Annotated in this window: 23 protein-coding genes; 5 read left to right on the top strand and 18 right to left on the bottom strand. The window is 59.1% G+C overall.

The window, feature by feature from the left end:
* The first annotated feature begins 24 nt into the window (after positions 1-24).
* The 3 genes from KT71_RS21280 (at position 25) to KT71_RS08695 (ending at position 3,427) form a co-directional block, all read left to right on the top strand.
* Complete coding sequence (locus KT71_RS21280; protein WP_023659488.1) at positions 25-2,169, top strand: acyl-CoA dehydrogenase family protein; 2,145 nt, start codon at positions 25-27, stop codon at positions 2,167-2,169.
* Positions 2,170-2,269: 100 nt separating this feature from the next.
* Positions 2,270-2,770, top strand: a complete 501-nt coding sequence (locus KT71_RS08700; protein WP_008295791.1) for a c-type cytochrome — start codon at positions 2,270-2,272, stop codon at positions 2,768-2,770.
* Positions 2,771-2,956: 186 nt separating this feature from the next.
* Positions 2,957-3,427, top strand: coding sequence for a hypothetical protein (locus KT71_RS08695; protein ID WP_008295792.1), 471 nt, complete (start codon positions 2,957-2,959; stop codon positions 3,425-3,427).
* A gap of 130 nt (positions 3,428-3,557) precedes the next feature.
* Here the strand turns inward: KT71_RS08695 and KT71_RS08690 are convergent, their stop codons facing one another.
* The 10 genes from KT71_RS08690 to udk form a co-directional block, all read right to left on the bottom strand.
* On the bottom strand, positions 3,558-4,199 hold the full coding sequence (locus KT71_RS08690; RefSeq protein ID WP_023659486.1) for a hypothetical protein: 642 nt from the start codon (positions 4,197-4,199) through the stop codon (positions 3,558-3,560).
* 274 nt (positions 4,200-4,473) lie between these two features.
* Positions 4,474-5,907 (bottom strand): IS1182 family transposase, encoded by a 1,434-nt coding sequence (locus tag KT71_RS08685; RefSeq protein WP_008295794.1) that lies wholly within the window; start codon positions 5,905-5,907, stop codon positions 4,474-4,476.
* Between the two features lie 267 nt (positions 5,908-6,174).
* Complete coding sequence (locus KT71_RS08680) at positions 6,175-6,876, bottom strand: cytochrome b/b6 domain-containing protein (protein WP_023659485.1); 702 nt, start codon at positions 6,874-6,876, stop codon at positions 6,175-6,177.
* A 4-nt stretch (positions 6,877-6,880) separates the two neighbouring features.
* Positions 6,881-7,624: an NUDIX hydrolase gene (locus tag KT71_RS08675; protein WP_008295796.1), complete on the bottom strand. Its 744-nt coding sequence runs from the start codon at positions 7,622-7,624 to the stop codon at positions 6,881-6,883.
* Complete coding sequence (locus KT71_RS08670; RefSeq protein WP_008295797.1) at positions 7,621-8,952, bottom strand: amidohydrolase; 1,332 nt, start codon at positions 8,950-8,952, stop codon at positions 7,621-7,623. Before KT71_RS08670 ends, KT71_RS08675 begins: the two co-directional genes overlap by 4 nt.
* A 92-nt stretch (positions 8,953-9,044) precedes the next feature.
* Positions 9,045-9,476 carry a protein tyrosine phosphatase family protein gene (locus tag KT71_RS08665; RefSeq protein ID WP_008295798.1) on the bottom strand — a complete coding sequence of 144 codons (432 nt, stop codon included), beginning with the start codon at positions 9,474-9,476 and terminating at the stop codon, positions 9,045-9,047.
* Between the two features lie 101 nt (positions 9,477-9,577).
* Entirely contained in the window at positions 9,578-10,330 is a 753-nt protein-coding gene (locus tag KT71_RS08660) for a sulfite exporter TauE/SafE family protein (protein ID WP_008295799.1), read from the bottom strand.
* Positions 10,331-10,333: 3 nt separating this feature from the next.
* Positions 10,334-11,431 (bottom strand): phosphoribosylaminoimidazolesuccinocarboxamide synthase, encoded by a 1,098-nt coding sequence (purC, locus tag KT71_RS08655; protein ID WP_008295800.1) that lies wholly within the window; start codon positions 11,429-11,431, stop codon positions 10,334-10,336.
* A 79-nt stretch (positions 11,432-11,510) separates the two neighbouring features.
* Complete coding sequence (locus KT71_RS08650; RefSeq protein ID WP_008295801.1) at positions 11,511-12,743, bottom strand: NupC/NupG family nucleoside CNT transporter; 1,233 nt, start codon at positions 12,741-12,743, stop codon at positions 11,511-11,513.
* Positions 12,740-13,396 carry a uridine kinase gene (udk, locus tag KT71_RS08645; RefSeq protein ID WP_008295802.1) on the bottom strand — a complete coding sequence of 219 codons (657 nt, stop codon included), beginning with the start codon at positions 13,394-13,396 and terminating at the stop codon, positions 12,740-12,742. The genes KT71_RS08650 and udk overlap by 4 nt, the downstream gene beginning before the upstream one ends.
* A gap of 187 nt (positions 13,397-13,583) precedes the next feature.
* On the opposite strand from udk, the gene KT71_RS08640 reads away from it, so the two are divergent.
* Positions 13,584-15,677 (top strand): TonB-dependent receptor, encoded by a 2,094-nt coding sequence (locus KT71_RS08640; protein WP_008295803.1) that lies wholly within the window; start codon positions 13,584-13,586, stop codon positions 15,675-15,677.
* A gap of 8 nt (positions 15,678-15,685) precedes the next feature.
* Here KT71_RS08640 and trpS read toward each other — a convergent pair whose 3' ends face one another.
* The 5 genes from trpS to tsaB are packed head-to-tail and all read right to left on the bottom strand — an operon-like array spanning position 15,686 to position 20,471.
* Positions 15,686-16,693, bottom strand: coding sequence for a tryptophan--tRNA ligase (gene trpS / locus KT71_RS08635; protein ID WP_008295804.1), 1,008 nt, complete (start codon positions 16,691-16,693; stop codon positions 15,686-15,688).
* A 49-nt stretch (positions 16,694-16,742) separates the two neighbouring features.
* Positions 16,743-18,038: a M18 family aminopeptidase gene (locus KT71_RS08630; RefSeq protein WP_008295807.1), complete on the bottom strand. Its 1,296-nt coding sequence runs from the start codon at positions 18,036-18,038 to the stop codon at positions 16,743-16,745.
* Positions 18,038-18,934: an NAD(P)-dependent oxidoreductase gene (locus KT71_RS08625; RefSeq protein ID WP_023659484.1), complete on the bottom strand. Its 897-nt coding sequence runs from the start codon at positions 18,932-18,934 to the stop codon at positions 18,038-18,040. Before KT71_RS08625 ends, KT71_RS08630 begins: the two co-directional genes overlap by 1 nt.
* A gap of 20 nt (positions 18,935-18,954) precedes the next feature.
* Positions 18,955-19,755, bottom strand: coding sequence for an undecaprenyl-diphosphate phosphatase (locus tag KT71_RS08620; protein ID WP_008295809.1), 801 nt, complete (start codon positions 19,753-19,755; stop codon positions 18,955-18,957).
* Positions 19,752-20,471: a tRNA (adenosine(37)-N6)-threonylcarbamoyltransferase complex dimerization subunit type 1 TsaB gene (gene tsaB, locus KT71_RS08615; protein WP_008295810.1), complete on the bottom strand. Its 720-nt coding sequence runs from the start codon at positions 20,469-20,471 to the stop codon at positions 19,752-19,754. Before tsaB ends, KT71_RS08620 begins: the two co-directional genes overlap by 4 nt.
* 17 nt (positions 20,472-20,488) lie before the next feature.
* Between tsaB and KT71_RS08610 the strand changes: the two genes are divergently transcribed.
* Positions 20,489-21,142, top strand: a complete 654-nt coding sequence (locus KT71_RS08610; RefSeq protein ID WP_023659483.1) for a molybdenum cofactor guanylyltransferase — start codon at positions 20,489-20,491, stop codon at positions 21,140-21,142.
* Between the two features lie 78 nt (positions 21,143-21,220).
* On the opposite strand, the gene adk is transcribed toward KT71_RS08610, so the two are convergent.
* The 3 genes from adk to relA all read right to left on the bottom strand — a co-directional run bounded on the left by adk (position 21,221) and on the right by relA (position 25,118).
* On the bottom strand, positions 21,221-21,868 hold the full coding sequence (gene adk, locus KT71_RS08605; RefSeq protein WP_008295812.1) for an adenylate kinase: 648 nt from the start codon (positions 21,866-21,868) through the stop codon (positions 21,221-21,223).
* 121 nt (positions 21,869-21,989) lie between these two features.
* On the bottom strand, positions 21,990-22,838 hold the full coding sequence (gene mazG / locus KT71_RS08600; protein WP_008295813.1) for a nucleoside triphosphate pyrophosphohydrolase: 849 nt from the start codon (positions 22,836-22,838) through the stop codon (positions 21,990-21,992).
* 45 nt (positions 22,839-22,883) lie between these two features.
* Positions 22,884-25,118: a GTP diphosphokinase gene (gene relA, locus KT71_RS08595; protein ID WP_008295814.1), complete on the bottom strand. Its 2,235-nt coding sequence runs from the start codon at positions 25,116-25,118 to the stop codon at positions 22,884-22,886.
* Positions 25,119-25,122: the final 4 nt, after the last annotated feature.

The raw sequence follows: 25,122 nt of genomic DNA, 5'->3' as shown, positions 1-25,122 counted from the left end.
CCACAGTATTTGAGGAACAGCACCATGAACATGGACATTGCCAGCGATGAGATGACTCTATTTCGCGATATGGCCCGCCGCGCTTTTGAACAGGAAATCGCGCCTCACTTCGAAAGCTGGGAAGAAGACCATCTCGTTCCCCGGGAATTCTGGAACACCATGGGCACAGCAGGTCTCCTCTGCCCCGACGTTGATGAGGCCTACGGGGGTGCGGGCACCGCGCCGCACGTCACGCTGATGCTCATTGAAGAACTGTCGCGCATGGGTTTTGGCGGTATCGCCACGGGTTACGGCATTCACTCCAATATCGTGGCGCCTTATATCAGCCGCCACGGCACGGAGGAGCAAAAGCAGCAGTGGCTGCCGAAGATGGTCAGCGGCGAAGCTTTTGGCGCCCTGGCAATGACGGAACCCGGTGCAGGATCTGACGTCCAGGGCATTCGCACCAGCGCGGTGCGCGATGGCGATGAGTGGGTACTCAACGGATCCAAAATCTTTATTACCAACGGCATCCATGCAGATATCGTTGTAGTCGCGGCCATCACGGACCCCGGAAAGGGGGCGAAAGGCACCTCGCTGCTCCTCGTGGATACCACCCTCCCCGGCTTTGAGAAGAGCCGCAAGATCGAGAAAATTGGTCAACACACCTCTGATACGGCGCAGCTGTTTTTCCAGGATGTCCGGCTCCCCGCCAACGCTTTGCTGGGCGAAGAAAACCGCGGCTTTGTCATTATGATGGAGGAGCTGCCCCGGGAGCGTCTCGGGATTGCGGCCCAGGCCGTGGGTGCCGCAGAGGGCGCACTGGATATCACTGTGGACTACGTAAAGGAACGCAAAGCCTTTGGCCAGAGCATTGGTGAGTTCCAGAACACGCGTTTCAAGCTTGCGGACGTTAAAACCCAGATCGGTCTTAGCCGCGCGCTCTACGAGCAGTGTGCAGATGAGTATGCCCAGGGTGCTTTAACCGCCGATAAAGCGGCGATGCTGAAGCTCGCGTCCTGCGAGATGCAGTGCAGCACCATCGACGATTGTCTGCAGCTTTTTGGTGGTTACGGCTATACGGTGGAGTACCCGATTTCGCGTTTTTACACGGACGCTCGCATCCAGCGTATCTATGGTGGTTTCATCAGAAATCATGCGCGAACTGGGTTGCGCGCACGATGCTGGGGCGCTAGAGCCCTGAAGCAAAGGGTTCTTCTCGCCGGCGCCACCGGCTATATCGGCTCTCGAGTCGCCCGGGAGTTGCTGACAAACGACTACGACCTGATCTGCCCGGTTCGGGATGTCTCCAGTGAGGCCTGCGACACGCTGCGGGCTTTCGCTTCAGACTGTGAAACGGGCAGCCTTCATTTACTGGCAGCCGATCTGCAGGATCCCGAAAATCTTGACCGTGCTCTCCAGGAGTATCGGGTCGACGTCCTGGTATCCTGCATCGCCAGTCGCAGCGGCGGCGTTGCTGACAGTCACCAGATCGATTACCTGGCCAATCACTACTTATTGCAGTGGGCGGTGAAGTCCGAGGTGAAGCACTTCACCTTACTCTCCGCGATCTGTGTGCAAAAACCCAGGCTGGCCTTTCAGTTTGCCAAACTGCGTTTTGAGTCGGAACTCGCCGCCTCGGGCTTGTCTTTTAGCAGTGTGCGGGCGACGGCCTTCTTTAAATCCCTAAGCGGCCAGCTGCAACGGGTAAGTCGTGGCAAGCCCTTTCTGATGTTTGGCGATGGAACGCTCACGCGCTGCAAACCCATTGCGGAGGCCGATCTGGCGCACTTTATCCGGCTTACCCTGGAGTCAGATGCCCTGAAGGGTGTTCAGGAAATCGGGGGGCCCGGCCCCGCCATATCGCCGCTCGAGCAGGCACAGTTGCTTTCACGGCTCACGGGGCAACCCCTGCGAACGAAATGCGTTAGTCCAAAGTTACTTCGGGGAATCGCGGCGCTTCTCGACATCCCCGGTCGCTTTTCCAAGGGAATTGCTGACAAAGCCGAATTTGTACGCATCGGCCACTACTACGCCACAGAGTCCATGCTCCACTGGGACAAAGACCAGGAAGCCTATGATGCCGACGCAACGCCAGAGTTTGGCACTATCACCCTCGAAGACAGTTACCGCGCTCAGCTTGCCGGCGCCGGGGATCAGGCCCTGGGCGATCAGGCGGTATTCCGCTGATGCTCTCATTAGGGCTATGCCGGCCCTTGCAGAAGTAGTCGGTTTAAGGTTTTATTAAAGTTCCACACTGTCATTGCGGACATCGCCCAGGAGAATATCCATGTCGAAAAACCTTTTTTTCAAGAATCTTGTCTCTAAAAAGCTGCTGGCCACGGGTTTGGCAGTCGCTACCCTGAGCGCAGCACCCCTGGCTTTGTCCCATCTGGTCAAAGAAGAAGCGATGCAGTCTTATCGCCAGTCCTATTTCACCCTGATTGCCATGAACTTCGGCCCTATGGCTGCAATGGTCAAGGGCGATATGCCCTGGGATGACGACAAGATGCTCGCTCTCGCCGAGGACTTTGCCGCGGTCGCCAGCGTTGATGTGGCCCGCGCCTTTGGCCCCGGCTCCGATAAGGGCACGACGCGTGCCAAGCCCGAAATCTGGGAAAACACCGACGACTTTCTGGAGAAGTATGCGGCGCTGCAGTCCGCTTCCAAGGATCTTCTTGCGGCCGCTAAAAGTGGTGACCGGGGAGCGATCGGCGGTGCTATCAAGGATACCGGTGGAACCTGTAAAGCCTGTCACGACGAGTACAAGGCGAAAGACTACCTCTACTAGCACCTAGCGATGAGCTACCGCTACATGAGCAGAAAGGCCGCACTTCGCGGCCTTTTTTGGAGCGCATTTATTTGCCCCGCCGAACGTGCACAGCCTTAAATTGGGTGCGGCATGAATGTTGGTGCGCCCCTATGACCTCAATCAATAATGTGCATTTCTGATGTCAGAAAGGCTGGGCTTTTGCGTATGAACTGGGAAATGATTTCGACTCTTGTAGATAGCATTGGGGCCTTAGCGGTGGTTACCTCGCTCGTATTCCTGGGTATTCAAGTTCGAACACAAAACCACGAGCGCCGCGTGGCATCAGTGCATGAGATCAACAACGCCTACCGCAATATGTTGTCGTCATTGTCTGAGCCGGATCTCGCCGCCATAGTGGTTAAGGGGCTTGATGGATACGCTACGCTTGACCCTGTCGAAAAAATTCAAGCGGTGTCCTACTTGGTCGGCGGTCTGAAACTCTACGAGGAGGCCTACTACCAGTATCAACAAGGGCGGCTCGACCGGTTTTACTGGGAGGGTATGTTGCGCCAGCTAGAAGATACGATGAGTTCCGATACGATGCGCAACGTTTGGAGCCTGAGGTGCCATCAGTTTGGTGATGAGTTTCGCTCGCTTGTGGATGGCCTACCTCAGCAACAGAACACGTTGTGGTAGCAACTCTTGGCGAATAGCGGCGGTCGAGAATAAGCAAAACCGAGGTGAGCCAACGCCCCACTTGAAATGTTTTGCAACATCGCCAAAGACCGCTTCCGCCTACTAGGGGGCTTCGAGGCAGGCTAAACTTCTACGGCTGTAGCTTGCCCTCGGCAATCAACTCATCAGCGGTCTTGGCTCCGAAATAGTCAATAAGCATTTCTCTAAGTGCTTTGATGTCTGAAACCACATATCTTTTGTCAGCCTCGGGGTCAGCCAGCACCTTATCGAGATAGTCGAGAAAAGTCTCTGGCTCTCCTGTGCCCCATGGGGCATGAATCAGTTTTGCTATCGAGGTGGAATAGTCTGGAGCGTCGGGGTCAGGTACTAGATACTCAACAGCGTTTACTTGTGTATGTTCATTGTTCAGAAAGAAGCCGTAGAGCACCTTGCTATGGATAGAGAGTGCCGCTGCACGCTTGAAAATGTGTTCCGATTCTCGTGTTGTAGAGTCGACCTTGCCTCTACAGATAAATTCGTTCTGGTTCTCGTTGTAGAAGGCAATAATCTGGTCCATGTAGTCTGGGTCAGATTTGCTGATGCCTGTGTACTGGAGCAGTACATCTTTCATTACTTGAACAATGTTCTTGCCTGTGACATTAGCTTTCGACATCCTTCTGCATAGTGTCGACCCAAATTCGCTCACAGAGTCTTTGGCATATACCTCCCCAGAGGGCAGCGATATTGCTACAACAAGAAGCAGTAGGCTTAACAGGCGTCTGGTATTGGTCATGACTGGAACGTCCGTGTGTGTCGTGGTGACTACACGGTACATTGGTGGATTACTGGGGGTCAAAAATTGGCCGCTTTGAGGTCAGACTGTGTCAAAACTCGCCTCGGTACTTCTCGCACCGATTTGCTGCGCACAGCAGATCCGCTCGACTCACTGAGAGGCCCTTGCGGCGTCGCAGATTTCCTTGGCAGTTATTCGGTTTTCAAAGCGCGTCGCTCAGAATCGCGCACACGCGGCCTCAGATTATAGATTTCTAGGCGCAAAATGAGGCTGCTTAGCCCCTTATCGCCGCCATCAGCGGCACAACACCAAACATCTGCAACATCCGTTTGGGGTTGTAGGACAGGACATGCAGGCTCATCTCCGTGCTGACGTGTTTGAGCGTCTTCATCTGGAAGTGCGTCGGCCCCAACCAGGACTTGATCGTGCCAAACGGGTGTTCCACCGTGCTGCCGCGAATGCGCATGCAGTTCGACAGACGGTCCACCCGATCCTCCATCGCCTCCAGTATCTCTTCATGTTCCCAGCGACCCATACGGCGTTCCTTGCCCGTCGTGCATTTTGGCTTTAGCTCGCACTGCGGGCAGGCCGACGACCAGTAACGACGCATCGAATGCTCTTTTGAGTTATCTGTGAACCGATAGATCAATCGCTCGCCGGCAGGACATTCGTATTCGTCGTCTTCCGGCTGGTAGACAAAGTCTGCTCGAGCAAACAGTCCTTTGGCCTGGTTGTTCGAGGTTTGAGTCTTGGGCACGTAGGTCGTAATGCCAGCGTTCTCGCAGGCCAATATCTCGGCCCCACTAAAGTAACCGCGGTCCGCCAGTACCGACAGGTCCTCGCGGTCGGTCGCTTCTTTGGCTTGGAGCGCCATGTTGGCCAATTGCGAACGGTCGTGACCGATGTTGGTGACTTCGTGGGCTACGATTAAATGGTGCTCTGTATCCACAGCGGCCTGTACGTTGTAGCCGACAATCGCTTTGCTGCGCGCTGCGGTGGACATTACGCGGGCGTCAGGATCAGTCAGGGATATCTGTTGGTCCGGTGTTGCCAGCATCCGGACCTCCAGCTTTTTTAGTGCCTGAATCTCCTCCTTGAGCGCCGCGATTTTACTTTCCAGTCGATCGGTCTTGGTGTGACTGGCCTCACTGTCGCGCCGGTCGGCGCTGGCGATCTGATCCAGATAGCGGGCGATGCTGTCGTCGATCTGCTCCAGGCGTCTCTTGATCTTGGCTTTGCTGAAGTTGCGATTGCGGTTGTTCACCGCTTTGAACTTGCTGCCATCAATCGCCACAAAGGCATCGCTGAATAAATTGAGCTTGCGGCACAACATGACGAACTCTCGACACACCAGGCGAATGGCTTCACCGTTGTTCTTGCGAAAGTCAGCGATGGTTTTGAAGTCCGGCGTCAGTCTGCCCGTTAACCACATCAACTCGACATTGCGCCCGGCCTCGCGCTCTAACCGGCGAGACGATTGGATGCGATTGAGGTAACCGTAGATATAGAGCTTCAGCATCATCGCCGGGTTATAGGCGGGTCGACCCGTGACGGCGGGAATTGTTTTGAAACCCAAACCGGAGAGGTCCAGCTCATCGACGAACACGTCGATGACGCGAACCGCGTTCTCTTCTGCGATGTAATCGTCAATGCGTTCAGGAAACAGCGTGGCCTGTGATCGGCTTTCGCCCTCGATGAATCCACTCATGGCAGCAACTCTTCAGCGAGAAAGTTGAATCATATCTCGGTGAGAAGTTTTCACACAGTCTGAGGTGTTAGGCGACATCATCGTATATCGGCGCTAGCATGCCCTTGCAAAAGCATCGAGCGATCACATTCGGCGTTCCGAACCCCAGTTATGGCTTAACCCGCATCAATAGAGGAAAGCCCGAACACCAATGAGCCACTGCGTTTTGGCAAGCGTGTTTACGGCCTTTGTTAAGCACAAAAAGAACAGGAAAAGCAAAGAGATGCGCTACCAGTAGTACTCTGAGACGGGCGGCGCAGGCGCTAACTCAAGCAGCGCAAAAAGCATTCCACCAAGCAATATCGCGATGACCAGTGCCTTGTACGCCGGCTGCGCAGGCCCGGTGCCCGTGCGGCCCTCGGTTTTACCGAGGACCATAGGCTTGAGGAGCCGTTCCTTCCGCAAACGCTCATGATAAATCACGGACAGCACATGCAGGGCGATAAAGCCCAGCAGCACATTAAAAATCGTCTCATGATAGGAGGCTAGAAAATCGCTCACGCCGCTATCGAATACGTAGTAGAACGGTCCCGTATACAGAACGTCATCAGAATTAACCGTACCCGTCAGCGCCTGCGCCAGAAGTAACAGCCACAGGACCATGGCAGACCATCCCCCCGCGGGATTGTGTCCCGGCGTCGGACTGGGTTCGCCCCGAAAATACGCCAGCACTGTCGAGGGCCCCCGCACAAAGTCACGGAAGCGGGACTGGGGAGAACCCACGAGACCCCAACACAGACGAGTCACAACAGCGACGAGCAGCGTCAGTCCCAGCCACTGATGCACCTCCTGATACCCCTCCTCCGCCGTCCACCAGCTTGCAGGCAGGAGTAAGGCTATGAGCCAGTGAATCAGACGTACGGGTAGGTCCCAGAGCACATGATCTGGCGGTTCAGCACTCGCTGGGTCTTGGGTTCGAATGGAGGGCACGGCGTTAGTCCTGGGGATACAAAGGTGGCTCGGTGACGTCAACGTATTGGTATTGCCAGCTGGCGTTGGACATGAAGGCACGGTGGCGGGGACCGTCCAGGCTCAGATCACCATTGTCGTAGGCGACATCGCCCGGGTAGAGCGTTGCAAATCCACCCTCGACCTTACCCTCGCCTTTGCCATCACCCTCGCCATCGCTCTTGATAGGCACGAGCAACGGCAGCACCCTCGGACAGGGCGTCTCCTTCTCCCCTGCAAGAGCTTCGGCTGCGGTCTCGTAGCGCGCCATGGCACAAAGCGTGATAAAAGTTGGCGGCATCATCGGCAAGTCTCCCGCTTTGTGCGTCTCCAAAGCCTGCCTCACACCAATCCACTGGTAGTCGTGAATCTCGCTATTGTCGATGACCACTTCCGAATCCGATGGCACCTCGCCGGCAAAGATCCAGGTGGAAAACCGTTTGCGCTCACCCACGGGTGTCGTCCAATGACTAATCAGGACCATGGCGTCGGGGTCCGGAGACACGCCCGCCTCTTCTTCGGCTTCTCGCGCCGCAGCGTAACGCGCTGCCTCATCGGGATCGTCACCCCCCTGGGCAAGATCGGCGGCATCCACAGCGCCACCCGGGAACACCCAGAAACCGCCGGCAAAGGCCAGGGCGCGATTTCTGCGGACCATCAACACCTCTAGCCCCTCATCGCCGTCGCGGAGCAGCACAACCGTACTCGCGGGTCGAATGGGGACCGTCATTTGCCCATAAGCTCCATAAGGCCCACCACGGTTGCCTCCACACCCAGGGTGACCGCGGGTTCCGGCGCTATCTTGAACAATGGCGAGTGATGCGACGGCACGGGCTCCCCCCCGGCGGCTGCGGCGCTGAAAGCTTCCGGGGGCGTACCCCCTACGGCGAAATAGGTGCTGGGAATATAAGGATCCGTCGTGAAAAATGGGAAATCTTCCGACCCCATACCCTTTCTCTTTTCGTCCCAGAGCACGTCGCTGCCAAAGCGCGATTGCCAGACGCCGCGAAGGCGCTCAGTCATGGCGAGGTCATTCGCGGTCACCGGCACAGACTCATCAGAGACAATCACCTCGGGCAACTTATCGTCAGGCAAACCCGCAACGCGTCCCATGTTGACCGCTACGCGGCGAATACCGTCGAGAAGAAGCTCGCGGGTTTCGGGGTCGTCATTTCGAACGGTCAACTTGAGGACCGCGCGGTCAGAGATAATGTTGTTCTTGGTGCCCGCATGAAAAGCCCCGACGGTTATCACGCCGGCATCCCGCGGCGGCAGCGTGCGGCTGACCACCGTCTGCAGCGCCAGCACGATTTGCGAGCCAAGCACCACGGGATCAACCCCCGTATGCGGAGAGGCGCCGTGAGCGCCAACTCCGTGAACAACGATTTCGACGGTATCACCCCCGGAGTACGCCGCCCCCATCGCTGCAGACAACTTGCCCGTCGGTATAGAGGACGTCACGTGAAAGGCCATCGCCATGTCGGGCTGACCAAAACGCTCCCAGAGATTGTCTTCCATCATAGCTTCCGCACCGGAGATGCGCTCCTCGGCGGGCTGTCCGATAAGCATCAGGGTGCCGGACCAGTCATCACGACGAGCCATCATCTGTCGGGCGGTGCCCACGAGACTCGTAATATGCACATCGTGGCCACAGGCATGCATGACAAAGACTTCATTGCCGTCGGGATCAGTCTGCTTCGCCCTGGACGCGTACTCGAGGCCACTCTTCTCTTCCACGGGCAGGCCATCCATGTCTGCCCGCATCATGACAAGAGGCCCCGGACCATTCTCTAAAATAGCCACCAGACCCGTACCCCCAACACCCTCGGTGACCTCAAAGCCCGTTTCCCGGAGCTCCGCAGCGAGGCGTGCGGCGGTTTTCGTCTCCTGAAAGGACAGCTCAGGATTTTGATGGAAGTAAACAAACAGCTCTTCCAGGTGGCTTTCGTAGTCTTCCGCGATCGCCTCACTTAAGGTGTCAGCGTGAGAAAGCTGCGAGAGCACTAAACCCGTTGCCAGGCCCATGGAGATCAAGTGTCGTTTGAAAGGCTGCTTCATAAATCTTTCCCTTACGATAATTTTGCAAGCGCGGCCGAAAAACGCCGAGACGCGCTCTGGCATGGATACGTCGTCACAAACATGCCTATGGGCTACGCCATAGACATGGATACATCAAAGCCCAGCTGCTGGGCATGCTGGCGCGCCTGACCCTGCGCGTCGCCGCTTCGACTGCTTATCCACAGATTGCTTGACCGGGTCCCGCTTCGGCAAAAAGCAAAGACACCCCTCGGATCATCGAAAAGCGCTGCCATGGCAGACAGGTCATCACCGGGATAGTTAAAGGCATTCAAGGGATAATAGTGATACTCCAGGCCTGCCGCCTCCGCCGCCTGACGCAATTCCTCCGAGGTGGGCTGCCCCATGGCCTCGCCATCGGGACGATTGTTGATGACGATTTTGTAGCCGGCGGCTGCAACGGCAGACATGTCGTCAGCGGTGATCTGCGGCGACGCCGCTACAGTATCCGTGAGCTTGATGTAGCGAAGATTGTCCTGCGTATTGTCCTGGGTGCTATCCGGCATAGATGACTGCGCTCTTTTGATCCATGGATTGAGGGGGAAAGTATATCTCGCCCTTTACGGCCACAACAGCCAGAGGCTCGGAGCAGCTCCCCTGCTCCGCACTAAAACCCCTGATAGCCATCAAAGATCAGCTTGATGCCCACGACTACCAGAAACGCCGAGACAATCCGGTAATACAGCTGGGGGTTCGACATTTGCACAAGCCTGCGACCCAGGAAGACGCCGATCGGAGCGACGGGCACCAGCGCCAGGGAGTACCAGAGATTCTCCGTACCAAACTGCCCCAGAGCGTAATAGGCCGGGAGCTTGACGAGATTCACCACGGCAAAAAAGAGGCCACCGGTTCCGGCGTAAATCAACGGCGGCAGACGCTTGGGGAGCAGATACATCGCGAAGGGCGGCCCCCCTGCATGAATGCTGAAGCTGGTAAACCCCGACAAGGCCCCGATGAGCGTAGCCGCCACAGGGTTGTGCGATTTGCCCAGAGACGACAGCCATCCCAGGAGATTCTGCAGGCCAAAGACCAGGGCCACGAGGCCCACGAGCAAGCGCATCATGGCGTCGTTGACCGCATCTGCCAGAAGATATCCCGCAAGCAGGCCCAGCAAGGCACCGGGAATCAGCAGGCGCAGGGCCAGCGCATCGAACTGTCCCCGGTAGCTGTACACAACCACCATATCCATAACGACAAGCACGGGCAGCAGAATAGCCGCCGCTTGCGCCGGGGGCATCACCAGCGCCATGAGGGGGACAGCGAGGATCGCGACGGCGCCGCCAAATCCGCCCTTGGCCACACCGTAAAGCAGCGCTGCGGGCACGCTTACCAGCAGGAACAGAGGGTCCACGGGCAACACGGTTTAGCGCACCAGGCCAAACTGCTCGTTCAGTAGATCCAGCATCGCGTCCCGGGGCCGATCGATCACCGGCAGGGACGCACCCAGAATGTTTTCCGCCTGGGCAACATAAGTGTTCGACAAATCAAGAAAGAACTCATCGGGAACAGCGTGGTTTCGGGCGTAGATAGCGCGCTCCTCCATCCGCCGGGAATCCAGAAGCAGCTCCCGGTCATCTACCCAGGACAAGAGAGCGTCGCGGAACTGCTCTTTGCTGTGCTCACGGGGGTGACCGGCTTCCCAATCGTCACGTCGCCAGATGCGCGAGGAATCCGGCGTACCCACCTCGTCCATGTAGATGAGCTCCTCACCGCCGGACCGCGACGGCGCGATGCCAAATTCAAACTTGGTATCAACGAGTAAGTCACCCCTGGCCGCCAAACTGTCCTCGATAACCTCAAAACCCGAATGCAGGGCACTCACGCAGGCATCCAGCTGGCCCTCGTCATGCAAGGCAAAAGCCTTGTGGTGCTCGCGCAGCACCGCCGGGGCGAGGGGCGCATCATCGGTTTCCGGCACTCCGGGCACATTGCGAATGACTCCCTTGGTCGACGGCGTAAACAGCAGCTCAGGCAGGCGCTGGAACTGCTCCAGGCCGTCGGAGAGCCTGACCCCTCCGACGAGGCGCTCGCCCCGGGCGTAAGCCCGCCAGAGGGAGCCGGTGATGTAGCGCCGCGCAATCGCCTCGATCATGACCGGTCTCGCTTGCCGGACAATCCACACCATGGGGTGTGGCATCTCCAGAAGATGATGCGGCGTCAGGCCCTGGGCATCAAAGGTCGAGAACCAATGCGCTGCAATGGCATTCAAGGCAGCGCCCTTAGCGGGTACGCCATGGTAATTGTGACTTCGCCACAGGCAGTCAAAGGCGGACAGGCGGTCAGAGATCACCATGATCGCGAGATCGCTATGGGGCGCAACCGCATAGCCCCGCTCCTCAATCAGGCGTCGGGAATCCTCCGGACGCAGGAAGTAAACCGAACGCACTTTGCCACTGTGTACGGGCCGCGCGGTAACCAGAGGCAGATCATCGCTGACCGTTAAAACCGAAGACGCGCTCATGGACAATCCTGACGGTGCGAAGATAAATAAACACGGAAACTATTGAGAGTAAGAAACACGCGCATGACTGCAGGCGGCCTCAGGCTAAAGCCAGAAAAAAGCTGGCAATCGCTGCGCTCAGGAGGTTTGCCAAAAAACCACCCAGCACTGCGCGCAGTCCGAGCTGGGCAATCAGGGGCCGCCGCTCCGGCGCAAGGGTTCCCAGGCCACCAATAAGAATCGCGATGGAGGAGAGATTCGCAAAACCACAGAGGGCAAAGGAGACCACCGCCTGCGCATGATCGCTCAGCATCGCTTTGTCTTCGTAGTAGGAGCCAAAGGCCACAAATTCATTGAGCACCAGTTTCTGGCCGATGAGATTGCCCGCTACGGCGGCCTCATTCCAGGGCACGCCGAGAAGATAGGCAATCGGCCTGAAGAGGTTGCCCAGGAGCAACTCCAGGGACAGCGCTTCCCAGCCCAACAGCCCCCCCAGGCCCCCGAGAAGACCATTTAGCAGCGCGATGAGTCCCACAAATGCCAAGAGCATTGCGCCGATGTTCACCGCGAGGGAGAGACCGTTTGCGGCGCCCGTGGCCGCGGCGTCAAACACGTTGACGCTTCTTTCGATACTCAGATCCAGGTCATCTTCAGCCCGGGACACAGCCTGTTGCTCCGGCACCAGGAGCTTGGCCATCAGGAGCCCTCCCGGCGCCGCCATAAAGCTGGCCGCCAGGAGGTAGCGCATTTCCACGCCCAGGGCGACATACCCCGCGAGCACCGAGCCGGCAACGGTTGCCATCCCCCCCACCATCACCGCAAAGAGCTCTGAGCGCGTCATGGATGCGATGTAAGGTTTGATGACGAGGGGGGCCTCAGTCTGACTCACGAACACATTGGCCGTGGCCGACATGGACTCCGCGGGACTGGTGCCCAGCAGTCGCTGCAGGGCACCCCCCAGGATGCGGATGATCCACCCCATGAGCCCGATGTGATAAAGCACCGCAACCAGGGACGAAAAGAAAATGATGATCGGCAGAACGTGGAAAGCAAATACAAAGCCCACCTCATAGCGACCGATGTCGCCGAACACAAAGTCGATACCCGCCTGGCCATAGCTGATGACGCGAGACACCCCGTTAGAAAGCGACTCCAGAACCGCCCGCCCCGCGGGCACGTAGAGCGCCAGTCCGCCGATAGCGACCTGCAGAAGAAACGCCCCACCCACAGTTCTCAAGGATACGGCGCGGCGATCCAGGGACAGCGCCCAGGCGATGACGACAAACACGATGATAGCCATCACCGCGAGAAACGCCGTGAAAGGCCCACTCATGAAACAGCATCCTCCGGCGATGCCGTCTGCTGCGATACGGACAGCAGCATATTGCGCACAATATCCAGGGCAACGCGGTTGCGCCCTCCCCGGGTAATCACCATATCTGCATGTCGCACGCTGGGGCGAATAAACTCGTGATACATGGGCCGCACGGATTCACGGTATTGTGCCGTCACGGAATCCAGGCTACGTCCCCGCTCCTTGATATCCCGGGCCATACGCCGAAGGAGGCAGATATCCAGGGGCGTATCCATGTAGAACTTGATGTGGCAGGCCTCGCGGAGTGCGCGATGCGTCAGCAGGAGAATACCCTCGACAATAATCACCGGGGCCGGCGAGACGCTGATTGTTTCCGCGGTTCGGCTGTGCACGGTGTAGTCATAGATTGGAACCTCCACCGCCTGCCCTGCGCTCAAGGCTTCGAGATGGCTGGCGAGCAAATCCTGCTCAATGGCATCGGGATGATCGTAGTTAACAGTTTCCCGCGCTTCGAGGGACATATGGGACTGGTCCCGGTAGTAGGCATCTTCCTTAATAAGCACCACATCCAGGAGAGGCGCATCGCGCCGCAGCTCCTCGCACAGGGTCTCGGCAAACAGGCTTTTACCCGAACCCGAAGGACCGGCGATGGCAATAACAAAGGGCTGCACGGGGCGCGGACCTTTCAGAAAGATTAGGGGACCGCAGTTTATCCCCTGGAGGGGAACACCCCAAGCCTCAGGGAGAGCTTTGACGGACTATTTCTATAGGTCCCGGTCCCCTCGTCGCGATGCCCCGGCGGCTTGGGGTGAGCGCTGGCCTCCGTTACACTGCCGCCCGACCTCAAAGGACATCACCATGATCCGCATTCCATTAATCGCCGCCCGCACGCTGTTTACCCTGCCCGGCCTTTGCGCCGCCGCTCTCGTCGGGCCCGCTTACCCGGCCCTGGCTCAAAGCAGTGAACAGGCAGCGTCACGTCTTGAGCAGGTCATTGTCAGTGCCAGTCGAGAACCGGAAACCGGTTTGAACCTCGCCCTGCCCTGGGCGCGTATTGACGAGGAAGCCCTGGAACTCACGGGCGCCGTGCACATTAACCAGATCATGCAGCGAGCGCCCGGCGCCTGGATATCCCGTGGAAATGGCCAGGAGAGCCTTATTGCCCTCCGTTCCCCGGTGCTCACGGGCAGCGGCGGCTGCGGTGCTTTTTACACGGCCTGGGACGGCATCAGCCTCCGCGCCCCGGGTTTTTGCAATGTGAATCAGCTCTTTGATGTCAACAGCGAGCAGGCGGGCGCCATCGAGGTCATCCGCGGACCCGGCACCGCGGTGTACGGTGCGAACGCCGTCCATGGCGTGATCAATACGCTCACCGCAGACCCGCGCCGCGGGCCGGAAAACGCCTATGCCATCGAGGCAGGTCCCGATGACTACTATCGGGTACGTGGAGAGTTCCGGGCAAGGCACGGCGACCACGCGGTAGGCGCCTATTTCAATGGCGTCTCCGACGGCGGCTACAAAGACAATGCGGGCTTTGACCAGCAAAAGCTTACCCTGCGTCACGACTTCAGCGGAGAGCAGTGGAAGGTCACCAACGCCCTCGAGACCACGAATCTCAATCAGGAAACCTCGGGATTCGTCGCGGGATTTGAGGCCTACAAGGATCCCGATTTAAAGAAAGTGAATCCTAACCCCGAGGCCTATCGGGACAGCTTTGCATTGCGGGCCTACAGTCGCTGGGAGCGCGATACCCGTCTCGGGCAGCTGGACATTACGCCGTATTTTCGGCGGACGACCATGGAGTTCCTGCAGCACTTCCTGCCCTGGCAAGCCACGGAAAAAAATGGCCAGGAAAGCCTGGGTTTACGCGTCGCCCTCAGCGACGGTAATGAGCGCTTCCGCTGGAGCACGGGTGTAGACATCGATGCCACCCGCGGCTGGCTACGCGAAGTGCAGGACGATGATTTTAGTCCCAACCAGCCTGCGGGCATTCACTACGACTATGAGGTCGATGCCTTATCGGCAGCGCTCTACGCCCAGGGAGACTGGCAGCTGACATCGCGGTGGGGACTCGCTGCGGGACTGCGTCTGGAGCAAAACAGCTATGACTACAACAACCAGACCGAAGACGGCTCTGCCTGTGCACCCGAAGCCAGCGCCTGCCGATTCTTCCGCCCGGCGGACCGTGAAGACGATTTCAACAACGGCAGCGTCAACCTCGGGCTGACCTATGCCCTCAGCGATTCTCACCGTGTCTATCTTCGGGGAGCCCAGGGCTTTCGCCCACCACAGGCAGCGGAACTCTATCGCCTGCAATCCGGGCAGGAGGTGGCGGACCTCGACAGCGAAACCATCACCAGTGTCGACCTGGGTATGCGCGGTAACTTCGGCGCTCTGAGCTACGACGCATCGCTCTACGCCATGCGCAAAGAGGACGTCATCTTTCAGAACGCCGACCGCCAGAACGTGAGCGGCGCCAAGACGCGCCACGAGGGTCTGGAGTTCAGTCTCTACTGGACAGGAGAGTCAGGCTGGTATGCCGGCGTCGATGGCAATGTTGCGCGGCACCGCTACGACAGTGCCGCCAATCTCCTGGGCTCCCGTCTGGATATTGAGGGCAACGACATTGATACAGCTCCCCGGCATTTTGGCAGCGCCCGTTTCGGTCGCGATCTGACGATAAACAACCGCGACGTTCGCGCAGAGCTGGAGTGGGTGCACATGGGCAGCTATTACCTGGAGCCGGACAATCAGCACGAATACGAGGGCCACGAACTCCTCAACCTGCGCGTAGCCCTGGACCTGAACAAGGACTTCAGCACCACCCTGCGGGTGACTAACCTTCTCGACGAGGACTACGCGGAACGGGCCGATTTCGGCTTTGGCTCCTATCGCTACTTTGTGGGTCAGCCCCGCGGCGTGTTCCTGGAGTTTGCCTACCGACCCCAGTGACTTAACGCCTAGGCCATGGGCCGGATGCCCACCGCCGCGCGAACCTTAGCCATGAAGGGTACGCTCTGCTCACGTGCCCGCTCCGCGCCCCGAAGCAGCACCGATTGAATGTGGCCTGGATCGGCCATGAGGCGCTCATATTCCTCACGAGGCCCCCGAAGTTCTTCATTGATCAACTCAAATAGCTGCTTCTTGGCCTCTCCCCAGGCAATACCGTCGGCAAAGGCCTGTTGCATAGACGCGATGGCGGCCTTGTCCGCAAAGGCGCACCAAAGCTGAAACACCGTGGAATCCGCGGTGTCCTTCGGGTCACCGGGCTCCAAGAGGTTCGTTTTGATTTTGTTGACCGACTTTTTAAGGCGTTTTTCGCTGTCAAAGAGCGGGATCGTGTTGTTATAGCTTTTACTCATCTTACGGCCGTCCAGGCCCTGAAGTACGGCAATGTCGTCGTCGACCCGCGCCTCGGGCAATACGAAGAGCTCCTCGTAATTGTGATTGAAGCGCTGAGCAATATCTCTCGCCATTTCCACGTGCTGAATCTGATCGCGACCCACGGGAATATCATGGGCGCGGAACATGAGAATGTCGGCAGCCATGAGCACGGGATAGCTGAACAAACCCATGGTCACGGCGAGATCCGGATCGTCGCCATTGTCTTCATTGGCCTGCACCGCCGCTTTGTAGGCATGGGCCCTGTTCATCAGCCCCTTCGCTGCGCTGCAGTTGAGGATCCAGGTCAGCTCGGCGATCTCGGGAATATCCGACTGTCGATAGAAAACCGCCCGGGACGTGTCGAGGCCCAGGGCGAGCCAGGTCGCGGCAATTTCCAGCGCTGAGCGCGCCACCAGCTGTGGGTCACTGCACTTAATCAGCGCGTGATAGTCCGCGAGAAAAAAGAAGGACTCGTTATCTTCGGACTTTGCCGCCGCTATCGCCGGACGGATGGCCCCCACATAGTTGCCCAGGTGGGGAGTGCCCGTGGTGGTGATGCCTGTGAGAACGCGTCGCACGCTCATGCCTGTCTCCTTAAAAAATCATCGGCCCGGGGACCCTGGTCATTGCTGTTCATCGCGGGCCTGCAAATAGCGGTGCGGGCTGACGGAAATAGGCGCTTAACACCCGATGCAATGCCCAGGCATCATCGCTCCCTGCCAACTCGCGGATAGAGTGCATGGCAAAGGTAGGAACACCGATATCCAGTGTTGTTACTCCCAGCTCCCCCGCGGTGATGGGGCCGATGGTGCTGCCGCAGGCCATATCTGCGCGCATGGCGAAGCTCTGCACATCCACGGATTCCTGCCGGGCCAGGACGCGAAACAGCGCTGCGCCGTCACTGGAGGTGGCGTAGCGCTGGCTGGCGTTGACCTTGATCACGGGACCGCCGTTAAGCATCGGGCCATGCTGTTCATCATGTTTGTCCGGGTAGCTGGGGTGCACGGCGTGGGCATTATCTGCTGATATCATCATAGAGCGCTGCATCAGGAGTGGCAGCGCGCCGGCATCCGGGAGCAAGCCCTGAATAAAGTGCTGCAACATGGGGCCCTGGGCACCAGATGCAGAGCGCGACCCCACCTCTTCGTGATCATTACAGATGAGGAGGGACCACTGGGATCCGTCCGCCTCCAACAGCGCCTGCAGCCCTGTGTAGCAGGACAAAAGATTATCCAGGCGCGCCGATGCAATGAATTCACCCTTAAGACCTATTTGCGCCGGCGGCTGCGTATCGTAAAAGCAGAGCTCGTAATCCAGCACCTCCGCAACCTCGAGATCACGCTCACGGAGATGCTCCCGCAGGAAATCGCGAAGACAGAATTTCTCATCATTGAGCGCCAGCAGGGGCGCCATTTGCAGTTGAGCATTCACGCTGCGGTTTTTGTTGGCCTCCCGATCGAGGTGAATCGCCAGGCTGGGAACAATGGCGATGGGATCCCGAAAGTCCACCAGGGACGTCGCCACGGCCCCCTTGTCATCCTCATAACTCACGCGGCCTGCCAGGGAGAGATCTCGATCAAACCAGGGATTCAGCAAAGCCCCGCCATAAACCTCGATGCCAAGCTGCAGGTAGCCGAGATTGCGCTGCTCCGGCTGCGGTTTCACCATGAGACAGGGGCTGTCCGTATGCGCGCCTACCATGCGCAGCCCGCTTTCCAGCAAAGGCCCGCTCCCGGGCCGCAGCGCGATAATGCTGCCCGCCTGCTCGTAGAACACACCACCGCTGCCCGGCGAGCAGTTGCTGTGTTCATCGAGGGGCGCAAAGCCCGCCTCGCGAAGCCGCCGGGACAGGGCTTTAACCGCGTGAAAGGGGGTCGTTGCCTCGGATAAAAACGTCAGCAGCCCCTCGTTAAACACGTCCTTGTTCATCAGAGCTTGTCCTTGCTGTTGATTTCCGAATGCTGGTCCTTGAGGCGGGCAAGAAGACTGCTGGTATCCCAGCGGGCACCGCCCATGGCCTGCACATCACCATAAAACCCGTCCACCAGGGACGTTACCGGCAGTTCGAGACCGAGGCGCTGTGCCTCGCTGAGCACGATGGAGAGATCCTTGCGCATCCAGTCCACGGCGAAGCCATGCTCGTACTCGCCGGCCAGCATGGTCTCGTAGCGATTCTCCATCTGCCAGGACTGCGCCGCGCCCTGGCTAATCACCTCGATCACGGCGGCAGTATCCAGACCCGCACGCTCTGAGAACAGCAGCGCCTCCGAGAGGCCCTGGACCACACCGGCGATGCAAATCTGGTTGACCATCTTGGCCAGCTGCCCTGCCCCGCTTGCCCCCAGGAGGCGCACACACTTTGCGTAGCTCTCCATTACCGGCAGTGCCTTACGAAAGGCATCGGGCTCACCCCCGGCCATGACCGTGAGGGCGCCGTTTTCCGCACCCGCCTGACCGCCGCTCACCGGCGCATCGACGAAACCCACGTCCCGGGCTGTGGACAGCGTGGCAAGCTCTCGGGCCAGGGCCGCCGAGGCGGTGGTGTGATCGACGACTACCGCACCGGCGGCGATGCCGTCAAAAACACCATCATTGCCACAGATAACTTCCCGGACGTCATCATCGTTACCCACGCAAAGCGCTACGACATCGGCGCCCCGCGCCGCCTCCGCCGGTGTCTTTGCCACGCTACCCGTGTAGCGGGTCATCCACAGATCAGCTTTACCCGGCGTGCGGTTATAGACACAGAGCTCATAGCCCGCCGCTGCGAGATGTCCTGCCATGGGAAACCCCATCACACCTAAACCCAAAAAAGCCACTTTCATAGAGGCGATAGTCTCCTGACTCAGGTCCACCAGAGGAGGCACAACACGGCACCCAACAGCAGACGGTAGATAACAAAGGGCAGCATGCCAACTGCCTCGATAAGACGCAGAAACAGCGCGATGCAGGTATAGGCACTGATCGCTGCGATGGCAGTCCCCAACAGCACCAGGGGCAAATCCACCGTCGTGTCGGCACTCAGAAGGTCTGAGACCTTCAGCAGCGCGGCACCGAGAATAATGGGAATCGAGAGGAGAAAAGAAAACCGCGCCGCCGCATGGCGGGACAGGCCCAGCAATAGCCCGGCGGTAATGGTAATCCCCGAGCGGGAGGTGCCGGGAATGGGCGCAATAGCCTGAGCGCAGCCGATCATTAGTGCCACGCGCCAGCTTCCCACATTTTCTGCGGGAGATGCCGTCACGCGACGATCGGCATAGGCCAGCAACAAGGCAAAAACAATTGTCGTCGTTGCAATGACCGGAAGGCTGCGCAGGGAATCCATGACGTCGTTGAGGGCAAAACCCACTATCACGGCAGGCACCGTCGCCACGGCGAGATAGAGGATTTCACTACTGTGCTCGTTCGTCTGACGGCTGCGGAGCGCATCCCAACCGCCCCTTGTCAGGGTCCATAGGTCCCGCCAAAAATACAGAATCACCGCCGCCAGGGTGCCGACATGCACCGCCACATCAAAGGCGAGTCCCTGATCCGGCCATCCCAGGAGCATCGAGGGCAGGAGCAGATGCGCGGAACTCGAAATCGGTAAAAACTCCGTGAGCCCCTGTACCAGGGCCAGGAGTGCCGCCTGCCACCACTCAATCATGCGCTGCGACCCTGTTCAGCCAGGGTTTTCCAACCGATGCGGGTCTGGACATAATCCGGAGCTGCCAGCATGGGATCCTCCCCCTGCCCTGCCGCGAGGGCCTGACGGGCGGGTTCCAGCATGTCCCGAGCCTCGGGGAGCACCGCCGGCCATGGCCGTAAACGATCTCTGAGGGAAGGGGGCATGCTGGAGACAAACGCGGCGCCGCTCCCCACGGCCAGCCCCGGATACCCCCTATCGGCATCACCAACCGGCCCCTCTACGGCCTCCGGCGGCGCCACGAAAGCATCGCCCAGGGCGGTCATCTCTCCCCCATGGAGGCTGAACCACTGCCCGTAAATCTGTCCGATACGGGCATCAATGCAGCTGAGAATCAACGCCGAGTCTCCAAAGGACTCTCGGCGGAGGAAGCTGCGCACCTGGGTCTCGAGACTGGAGATCCCCACCACGGGAATACCCAGACTGAAGGCCAGCCCCTGGGCCGCGCTCACGGCAATCCGAAGCCCGGTAAACGAGCCGGGGCCCCGTCCGTAGACAATGGCATCGAGCTCAAGATCCGCGGGTTTGCGACCCGCCAGAAGTTCGTCCAGCAGGGTGAACAGCAATTGCTGATGCTGGCGCGGCATGACACGGTGGAGGTCCTGGCACGTCTGTCCGTCCCAAATCGCAAGACTCAGGGCGTCGGTAGCGGTATCGATGGCAAGAAGGCGGGACAAGTCAGTAAGATCTAATCATGGTGAAGATGAATTATCCCACACAATCCCCGTCTCTGGACGCCGCTCGGAACTCAAAGGGCCCTGGATCCGGCGTGGTGGGCCTGGTGTTATGCGGGGGTGCCGGTCGCCGCATGGGGGGCAGAGACAAAGGCCTGCTCACCGTGGATGGACAACCCGCGGTCTCTCTGGCTCTTAGCTGCCTGGAACCCCTGTGTGAAAGCCGGTTTATCAGCGCCAACCGAAACATTCTGCGGTATCAGAACCTGGAGCTGGGGACGGTCCTTGAAGACCTGCGACCGGCACTGCCCGGCCCCCTGGCGGGCATTGAAGCCCTGGCCGCGGCCTTGGCGCCCGACGCTCCCTACGATCGCCTCCTGCTCCTTCCCTGCGATATGCCGCGCCTAACAGCGGAAGTGCCGGAGCGGCTTCTCGCAGCCCTTGATGAGCAGGAGGATAAAGAAATTATCTACGCGAGCTGCGGGGGTCAGGCACACTATCTTTGCGCGGCCCTGCGTGTGTCGGTGCTAGACAGCGTCAGCTTTCAACTGGATAACGCTGACTATGCGGTGCGCCGCTGGTATGCGAGGCGACGCAGCGCAGCGTTGCGGTTCAGTGATGCCCTGGGAGAGCAGTTTCTGAATATGAACAGCGCGGAGGACCTGGGACCCTAAGGCCGAGTGTCGTCCGCGATCGTGGTGTCCAGCCTTTGGGGGAAGACCGCCAGCCTCTTTGCGAAATGAGGCCCCCGTCTAACCGCCGAGGGCAGCCACGACCTTCGCGCGGATTTCCTGAACGCTGCCAACACCTTCGATAAAGTGACAGGCAGGCGCATCTTCACCGCTCATGTTGCTGTAAAAATCCACCAGGGGCCGGGTTTGCTCCTGATAGACGGCGAGGCGCTTGCGCACGGTCTCTTCGAGATCATCATCGCGGTGAACCAGCGCTTCACCGGTCTCATCGTCGACGCCCTCGACCTTCGGGGGATTATGTTCAACGTGATAGATACGCCCGGAACCCGGATGCACCCGGCGACCACTGAGACGCTTAACGATTTCCTCGTCGTCCACAGCGATTTCAATCACATGGTCAATGGTTACACCGGCATCCACCATTGCCTGGGCCTGGGGAATTGTTCTTGGGAAACCATCAAAAAGGCAGCCTCCGGCGCAGTCGGGCTCTGCAATACGTTCTTTCACCAGTCCGATAATAATATCGTCGGATACCAGGCCACCGGTATCCATGATGGCTTTGGCCTTCAGGCCCAACTCCGTACCTGCTTTCACCGCGGCCCTGAGCATATCGCCCGTGGATATCTGAGGGATGCCAAAGGCTTCGGTAATGTACTGAGCCTGAGTGCCTTTGCCGGCACCGGGAGCTCCGAGCAGAATCAATCGCATGGACGTCCTCGTTTTTTTTAAAAGGGTAATTCGTCGGCCCGCAGGCTTGCCCACGCCGAGCCGGACACCATACCGGCAGGCACAAGGGGAAACAAGCAGCCTTTAGTCTAAGATCTGTGCGCTACTCCGACGCTTTCGCCTCCTCCCAGAGGAGCTCCATCGCCGCTGCGTCCAGGGCCTCGAGAGCCTCACCATCCCTCGCGCAGCGCGCTTCCATGCTACGAAAACGACGCTCGAATTTGCCGCTGGCATGGCGTAACGCGGTCTCAGCGTCGATCTTTAGATGCCGGGACAGGTTGACCACGGTAAACAGAAGATCGCCAAGTTCTTCCTCCGTTGCTTTGGGGTCTCCCTGCGCCATCGCTTCACGAAGTTCCCGGAGTTCCTCGTCGACCTTCTCCAGCACGGGATTCACCCCCGGCCAGTCAAAACCCAGCCGCGACGCGCGTTTCTGCAGCTTCTGCGCCCGGGGCAGGGCCGGCAGAGCAAGGGGAACGTCATCCAGGGCTCCCGACTGGGCCCGGGACGCCCGCTCCCGGGACTTGATCGCCTCCCATTGTTCCTTGACCGCGGAAGCACTCTTCACAGAGGCACCCTCCGCAGCGCCGCCTCCTAGCTTGTCATTCGCGTCAACGATCCCCTCTATCGCCCCGCCGGCAAAGACATGGGGATGGCGACGAAGTAACTTTTCGGCCAGACCATGAACCACGGAATCAAAGCTGAAAAAGCCCCGCTCCTGGCCCAGGCGCGCATAGAACACCACCTGAAACAGCACATCCCCCAGTTCGTCCTCGACATGGGGGTAGTCACCCGCCTCTATGGCCGCCGCCAGTTCGTAGCACTCTTCCAGGGTAGAGGGCACGATGCTCTGAAAGGTCTGCTGCACATCCCAGGGGCAGCCGTGCTCCGGATCCCGCAAACGTTCCATGATGCGCAGCAGATCGGTGAGGCCGTAGGGTGAGTCGCTCAAGCTTAATACTCCGGTTCTTCAGGACGGTTTGCAGCGCCGCACGCCTCAGGTGCTCAAACGTCGGGCGGAGATCACGTTTTTAAGCCCGTTGAGACGCTCGAGGAGCTTGGCCAGGGACCCCAGATCGCCCACCTCGACGGTGAGCCGCATGGCCGCTGCATGGGCCTTGCGGTTTGTCTGGGTTTGGATGGAGAGCACGTTGATGCGCGCGTTAGCAAACATGGAGGTGACATCCCGAAGGAGGCCCTGGCGGTCGTAGGCTTCAATGGCGATATCCACCTCGAAGCGCTCATCGGGCGTACCACCCCATTCCACATCAATGACACGCTCGGGATTCTGCTCAGAGATTTTCAATACGCGGGGACAGTCCTCACGATGAATGCTGACGCCTCGGCCCTGGGTGATAAAACCCGTAATACCGTCGCCAGGGACGGGCTTGCAGCAGCCCGCGATATTGGTGAGAAGATTGCCCACACCCTGCACCTGAACGGCGTTGCGCTTGCGCCCGCTAGAGGGCCGGCTTACGCGCAGCTCAGGCTGAGGCTTGCTGCCAATAAGCGTTTCCGCGGCGTTGACAACCTGGGACGCCGAGAGGTCACCGGAACCCACCGCCGCATACATATCGTCTACCGTGGCCACGCTGAGACGCACGGCGATGCGCTTGTAGTCCACGCTGGTAAGCGCCAGACGCCGGAACTCACGCTCCAGAAGCTGTCTTCCCGCATCGACGTTTTCTTCCCGCGCCTGACTCTTGAACCAGGCCTGGACCTTCGCCCGGGCCCGGGGAGTCTGAAGATACCCCAGCCCCGACTGCAGCCAGTCGCGCCGGGGACGGTTCTCGCGCCCCGTCAGAATCTCTACCCTGTCCCCCGTTTGCAGGCTGTGGGTCAGGGGCACGATTTGCCCGTTAACCTTTGCTCCGCGACAGCGATGCCCTACCTCCGTATGCACGTGATAGGCAAAATCCAGCGGCGTAGCGCCGCTGGCCAGGTTCACAACATCGCCCCGGGGCGTAAAGACATACACCCGGTCCTGGGCGACATTGAATTTCAGCTGCTCTTCAACGCTGACGGCATCGCCGCTCTCTTCATGCCAGTCCAGTACCTGACGCAGCCAGTTGATCTTTTCATCGTAGCTGGAGCCGGAACCCGGCTGGGTATCGGTCCCCTTGTACCGCCAGTGGGCGCATACACCCAATTCCGCCTCTTCGTGCATCTCCCGGGTGCGGATCTGCACCTCCAGAATCTTACCCTCGGGACCGATAACCGCGGTGTGCAGGGAGCGATAGCCGTTTTCCTTGGGGCTGGCGATATAGTCATCGAACTCGTTGGGGATGTTTCGCCAGAGGCCGTGGACGAGTCCCAGGGTTGCGTAACAGTCCTTGAGCTCCGGCACCAGAATCCGGATGGCGCGAATATCATAGACCTGGGAAAAGCCAATGCCCTTGCGCTGCATTTTTCGCCAGATGCTGTAGATATGTTTGGAGCGCCCGCTGATCTCGAACTCGATGCCGGCGCCGCCGAGGACCCCGCGCAGCTGCTCCGTCACCCGCGTGATAAAACGATCGCGCTCGAGTCGCTTGCCGTCCAGAAGGCGTGCAATGCGCTTGTAGGAATCGTTGTACAGATAGCGGAAGGACAGATCTTCCAGCTCCCACTTCAGGTGACCGATACCGAGACGGTGGGCCAGAGGGGCGTAGACGTCGAACACATCCCGGGCGACGAGTTCCTGCCGGGTTTTGTCGCTTTTTACCGCGCGGATGGCGCAGGTGCGCTCGGCGAGCTTGATCAGCGCCACCTGAACATCGTCCACAATCGCCACGAGCATCTTGCGGATATTGTCCCGCTGCCGCTCTGCTTCACCGAGCACGGCGGTATCGCTGGGATTGCGCAAGTCCGCAATAGCGGCCATGCGCAGCACGCCCCGAAGCTGATTGCTGACTTTTTTGCCGAAACGTTTTTCCACGTCATCAAGGCTCAGGCGCTGCTCCCTGACGGCGCGGTAAAGCAAGCCGGCGATGAGGCAATCGACGCCCACCCGCAGCTCCGCGAGTATCTGCGCAGACTCAATACCCGCCCACTCGCAGTTGGGATCCCGGGGCCAGTCCCGGGTGTCGATCGCCGGCGTTTGCGACGCCTCGTGAAGTACCTCTAAGGCAGTGCGCAGTCGGTCCGTGCTTCGTTCGGACAAGGCCGACGCCTGGGGAAGCTGTGCAAGCCAGGCCTCACCGTCAACGACGCCGTCACTGGAAAAATAACTTTGCTCCCGAACCCGTACCATGGCC

Origin of the sequence: Congregibacter litoralis KT71, from assembly GCF_000153125.2 — a bacterium.
Classification (GTDB): Bacteria; Pseudomonadota; Gammaproteobacteria; order Pseudomonadales; family Halieaceae; genus Congregibacter; species Congregibacter litoralis.
Note: the sequence above shows the minus strand (reverse complement) of the source record. Positions and strands in the feature narration are given on the sequence as shown.

What these genes read in the sequence shown, in the direction of transcription:
- KT71_RS08630 (WP_008295807.1), bottom strand. Translation starts at nt 18,038, where the DNA reads ATGAACAAGGACGTGTTTAACGAGGGGCTGCTGACGTTTTTATCCGAG.
- KT71_RS08670 (WP_008295797.1), bottom strand. Translation starts at nt 8,952, where the DNA reads ATGAAGCAGCCTTTCAAACGACACTTGATCTCCATGGGCCTGGCAACG.
- KT71_RS08620 (WP_008295809.1), bottom strand. Translation starts at nt 19,755, where the DNA reads ATGATTGAGTGGTGGCAGGCGGCACTCCTGGCCCTGGTACAGGGGCTC.
- KT71_RS21280 (WP_023659488.1), top strand. Translation starts at nt 25, where the DNA reads ATGAACATGGACATTGCCAGCGATGAGATGACTCTATTTCGCGATATG.
- adk (WP_008295812.1), bottom strand. Translation starts at nt 21,868, where the DNA reads ATGCGATTGATTCTGCTCGGAGCTCCCGGTGCCGGCAAAGGCACTCAG.
- KT71_RS08695 (WP_008295792.1), top strand. Translation starts at nt 2,957, where the DNA reads ATGAACTGGGAAATGATTTCGACTCTTGTAGATAGCATTGGGGCCTTA.
- trpS (WP_008295804.1), bottom strand. Translation starts at nt 16,693, where the DNA reads ATGAGCGTGCGACGCGTTCTCACAGGCATCACCACCACGGGCACTCCC.
- KT71_RS08690 (WP_023659486.1), bottom strand. Translation starts at nt 4,199, where the DNA reads ATGACCAATACCAGACGCCTGTTAAGCCTACTGCTTCTTGTTGTAGCA.
- KT71_RS08675 (WP_008295796.1), bottom strand. Translation starts at nt 7,624, where the DNA reads ATGACGGTCCCCATTCGACCCGCGAGTACGGTTGTGCTGCTCCGCGAC.
- KT71_RS08610 (WP_023659483.1), top strand. Translation starts at nt 20,489, where the DNA reads ATGGTGAAGATGAATTATCCCACACAATCCCCGTCTCTGGACGCCGCT.
- KT71_RS08625 (WP_023659484.1), bottom strand. Translation starts at nt 18,934, where the DNA reads ATGAAAGTGGCTTTTTTGGGTTTAGGTGTGATGGGGTTTCCCATGGCA.
- purC (WP_008295800.1), bottom strand. Translation starts at nt 11,431, where the DNA reads ATGAGCGCGTCTTCGGTTTTAACGGTCAGCGATGATCTGCCTCTGGTT.
- KT71_RS08685 (WP_008295794.1), bottom strand. Translation starts at nt 5,907, where the DNA reads ATGAGTGGATTCATCGAGGGCGAAAGCCGATCACAGGCCACGCTGTTT.
- KT71_RS08640 (WP_008295803.1), top strand. Translation starts at nt 13,584, where the DNA reads ATGATCCGCATTCCATTAATCGCCGCCCGCACGCTGTTTACCCTGCCC.
- KT71_RS08665 (WP_008295798.1), bottom strand. Translation starts at nt 9,476, where the DNA reads ATGCCGGATAGCACCCAGGACAATACGCAGGACAATCTTCGCTACATC.
- KT71_RS08650 (WP_008295801.1), bottom strand. Translation starts at nt 12,743, where the DNA reads ATGAGTGGGCCTTTCACGGCGTTTCTCGCGGTGATGGCTATCATCGTG.
- relA (WP_008295814.1), bottom strand. Translation starts at nt 25,118, where the DNA reads ATGGTACGGGTTCGGGAGCAAAGTTATTTTTCCAGTGACGGCGTCGTT.
- KT71_RS08700 (WP_008295791.1), top strand. Translation starts at nt 2,270, where the DNA reads ATGTCGAAAAACCTTTTTTTCAAGAATCTTGTCTCTAAAAAGCTGCTG.